This is a genomic window from Burkholderia singularis (assembly GCF_900176645.1).
GTDB lineage: Bacteria > Pseudomonadota > Gammaproteobacteria > Burkholderiales > Burkholderiaceae > Burkholderia > Burkholderia singularis.
The window spans coordinates 1-3,905 of record NZ_FXAN01000048.1 but is presented as its reverse complement, the minus strand read 5'-3'; the positions used below and the strand labels follow the sequence as shown (position 1 = coordinate 3,905).

Below are 3,905 nucleotides of genomic sequence, written 5' to 3'. Positions count from 1 at the left end.
CATGCGTGTCGATCGATCGGGCCGCAAGGCGGACAGTCGATCGACACGCCATTGCATGCTGCCGCACCGCATCGTGCCACCGCGCGGCGCAACGGGCGGCAGGTGACGAACCGCGCCGGTGCGGCGCGCTGCCGGTTCGCCGGCCTTGGTTCGCCGTTCGCCGTTCGCCGTTCGCCGTTCGCCGTTCGCCGTTCGCCGTTCGCCGTTCGCCGTTCGTCTTTCGTCTTTCGTCTTTCGTCTTTCGTCTTTCGTCTTTCGTCTTTCGCCGCCAGCGTACTGACTTACCGCACTGCCGCAGCCGCCCCCGACGCGGAAGCGGGAGCCGGCACGGCCCGCTCGTTCGACGGCATCGCAGCCGGGCCGCGCGCGTCGACGGGCAGCCGCACCGTGCGCACCGTCCCGTTGCCGAGCGGAAAGTCGGCAAGCGCCGCGCGGGCCAGGTACGGCATCGCCTGCAGCAGCGACGCCCCGTCGCCCGCATTGCGTGCGGAGACGTTATAGACCTCCTTGCCCGTCGCGCGCTCGGAGATCCGGATGTCGAGCGTGCGCTCGAAGATCTGGTAGGTCTGATTCACATAGCCCGCCGGAAACGGCCCCCACGGACCATACGGCCCCCAGGGTCCGCCGCGCCAATACGGGCCGGGGCCGAACCACGGATCGTAATAGACCGGCTGCGGCACGCTCACCCAGTTGCTTTTGATCCCATACGAAAGCCCAACGAGGTAGCGCGCGTCCTTCGCCTGCACCCGGTTGAACGCATAGGCCGACAGTTCGTTGCCGACGAGCTGCTCGTAAGTCGCCTGCTCCAGGCTGTTCTGCTGTTCGGCGCTCCGGCTGAACGCGTAGGTGCGCGCCGCATCGTTGCCGTTCCAGCTCGAGAACGCGGTGACCTGTGTCGTCACATAAGACGTGCAGCCGGACAGCAGCACGAGCGTCACGCCCGCGAACCCGATGGCGCCGCGGGCGGTTGAGTAGCGTTTCATGTTCGTCCTCTTGATCGATGGTCGCACGCCGGCGGCAGCGCAGCCCGGCAATGATGGAAATGATCGGATCATAGCCGCCGCGCGGACGTCGCGCCGATAATACGCAGACTGTCCGCGCGGGCGAAAAGTTCGGCCGCCCAGCGTGGGCGAAGGCTTTGTACAATGAGCGTTTCATCGCCGCCGCGCCCGTGCGCGCAAGCGCCCGCCCTTCTCTTACCACCCATGATCGCCATGTCCGAAACCGCCGCTCCTTCCGCCGTGATCCGCCGTAGCGACTATACGCGCCCCGCGTTCCTGATCGACGCCGTCGCGCTCGAATTCGACCTCGCACCCGCCCGCACGCGCGTGCGCAACACGATGCGCGTGCGCCGCAATCCGGACGCCGCCCGCGCACCGCACCTCGAACTGATGAGCGAGGCGCTCGAATTCGCCGGCGCATGGATCGACGGCGCACCGCATGCCGCCGCGCGCGCGCACGAGCATGGCCTGACGGTGGAAAACGTGCCCGACGCGTTCGAGCTGACCATCGACAGCGTGTGCGCGCCCGAGTCGAACACGACGTTGTCCGGCCTTTATGTCTCGAGCGGCAATTTCTTCACGCAGTGCGAGGCGGAAGGCTTCCGGCGGATCACCTACTTCATCGACCGCCCCGACGTGATGGCGACGTATACGGTTACGCTGCGCGCGGACAAAACCGGGTATCCGGTGCTGCTGTCGAACGGCAATCTCGTCGATTCGGGCGACCTGCCCGACGGCCGCCACTACGCGAAATGGGAAGACCCGTTCAGAAAGCCGAGCTATCTGTTCGCGCTCGTCGCGGGCAAGCTGGTCGCGCTCGAGGAGAAAATCACGACCGGCTCCGGGAAGGAAAAGCTGCTGCAGGTCTGGGTCGAGCCGCAGGATCTCGACAAGACCCGCCATGCGATGGATTCGCTGATCCATTCGATCCGCTGGGACGAAAAGCGCTTTGGCCTCGAACTCGATCTCGACCGCTTCATGATCGTCGCCGTCGGCGACTTCAACATGGGCGCGATGGAAAACAAGGGGCTCAACATCTTCAACACGAAGTACGTGCTCGCGAATCCGCAAACGGCAACGGACGTCGATTTCGCGAACATCGAATCGGTGGTCGGCCACGAGTATTTCCATAACTGGACGGGCAACCGCGTAACCTGCCGCGACTGGTTCCAGTTGAGCCTGAAGGAAGGGCTGACCGTATTCCGCGACCAGGAATTCTCCGCCGACATGGCCGCGGGCGACGACCTCGACGCCGCCGCGCGCGCGGTCAAACGCATCGAGGACGTGCGCGTGCTGCGCCAGCTCCAGTTCGCCGAGGACGCGGGCCCGATGGCACACCCGGTGCGGCCCGAGAGCTATGTCGAGATCAACAACTTCTACACGATGACCGTCTACGAGAAAGGCGCGGAAGTCGTGCGGATGTACCAGACGCTGTTCGGCCGCGACGGGTTCCGCAAGGGAATGGACCTGTACTTCAAGCGCCACGACGGCCAAGCCGTCACCTGCGACGACTTCCGCCACGCGATGGCCGACGCGAACGGCCGCGATCTCGCGCAATTCGAGCGCTGGTACAGCCAGGCCGGCACGCCGCGCGTAACAGTCAGCGCCGAATACGACGCCGCCGCGAAACGCTATTCGGTCACGCTCACGCAAGGCTACAGCGATGCCGCGCGCGACGCTCGGAAGGGGCCGCTGCTGATTCCGTTCGCGATCGGCCTGATCGATGCCGACGGCCGCGATCTGCCGCTGCGGCTCGAAGGCGAAGCGGCCGCGTCCGGCACGACACGCGTGCTCGAGCTGACCGAAACCGCGCAGACGTTTACGTTCGTCGATGTCGCCGCCGCGCCGCTGCCGTCGCTACTGCGCAACTTCTCGGCGCCGGTGATCGTCGAGTACGACTATCGCGACGACGAACTTGCATTCCTGCTCGCCCACGACAGCGATCCTTTCAACCGCTGGGAAGCGGGCCAGCGGCTCGCGACGCGCACGCTGCTGGCGCTCGCCGCGCGCGCAGCCGTCCAGCAGCCGCTCGCGCTCGACGACACGTTCGTCGCCGCATTCAAGCGCGTGCTGAACGACGACGCGCTGTCGCCCGCATTTCGCGAGCTGGCGCTGACGCTGCCGTCCGAGGCGTATCTCGCCGACCAGATGAACGAAGCCGATCCGGCCGCCGTTCACCGCGCGCGCCAGTTCGTGCGCCGCGAGCTGGCGGCCGCGCTGCGCGCCGACTGGCTCGCTGCCTACGAACGCCACGCGACGCCGGGCGATTACGCGCCGACGCCCGACGCCGCCGGCCGTCGCGCATTGAAGAATCTCGCGCTTGCGTATCTCGCCGAGCTTGACGATCCGGCCGACGCAGTCCGGCTCGCGCACGCGCAATACGACGCCGCGAACAACATGACGGACCGCGCGGCCGCGCTCGGCGCGCTGCTGTCCGCCGCCGCGGGTTCGACATCGGCCGCCCAGCCGGCCGAGCGCGCGCTCGACGATTTCTATCGCCGCTTCGAGCACGAGGCACTCGTGATCGACAAGTGGTTCTCGATGCAGGCAACGCGTCGCGGCACGCCCGAGCATCCGACGCTCGATACCGTGCGCAAGCTGCTCGAACATCCCGCGTTCAACCTGAAGAATCCGAACCGCGCACGCGCGCTGATCTTCGGCTTCTGCTCGGCGAACCCGGCGCAGTTCCACGCGCCCGACGGCTCCGGCTATGCATTCTGGGCTGATCAGGTGCTCGCGCTCGATGCGTTGAATCCGCAAGTCGCCGCGCGGCTCGCGCGCGCGCTCGAGCTGTGGCGCCGCTACATACCCGCGCTGCGCGAGCCGCGCGGCGACTTGCGGATTCAACGCATCGAGCGCGAGCACCTGATCAGCCCAGAATGCATAGCCGGAGCCGTCGGGCGC

At 66.9% G+C, this 3,905-nt stretch carries 1 protein-coding gene and 2 pseudogenes; 1 reads left to right on the top strand and 2 read right to left on the bottom strand.

What is annotated here, in order from left to right; all coding sequences use genetic code 11:
- Window positions 1-281: 281 nt before the first annotated feature.
- Complete coding sequence (locus tag BSIN_RS09840) at window positions 282-983, bottom strand: DUF4136 domain-containing protein (RefSeq protein WP_089340343.1); 702 nt, start codon at window positions 981-983, stop codon at window positions 282-284.
- Here BSIN_RS09840 and pepN point away from each other — a divergent pair.
- Window positions 982-3,824, top strand: a pseudogene (gene pepN, locus BSIN_RS09835) (aminopeptidase N); the annotation flags it as partial. The gene BSIN_RS09840 and the pseudogene pepN sit on opposite strands and share 2 nt — an antisense overlap.
- On the opposite strand, the pseudogene BSIN_RS26755 reads toward pepN, so the two are convergent.
- A pseudogene (locus BSIN_RS26755) lies at window positions 3,816-3,905 on the bottom strand (aminopeptidase N C-terminal domain-containing protein); the annotation flags it as partial. The pseudogenes pepN and BSIN_RS26755 sit on opposite strands and share 9 nt — an antisense overlap.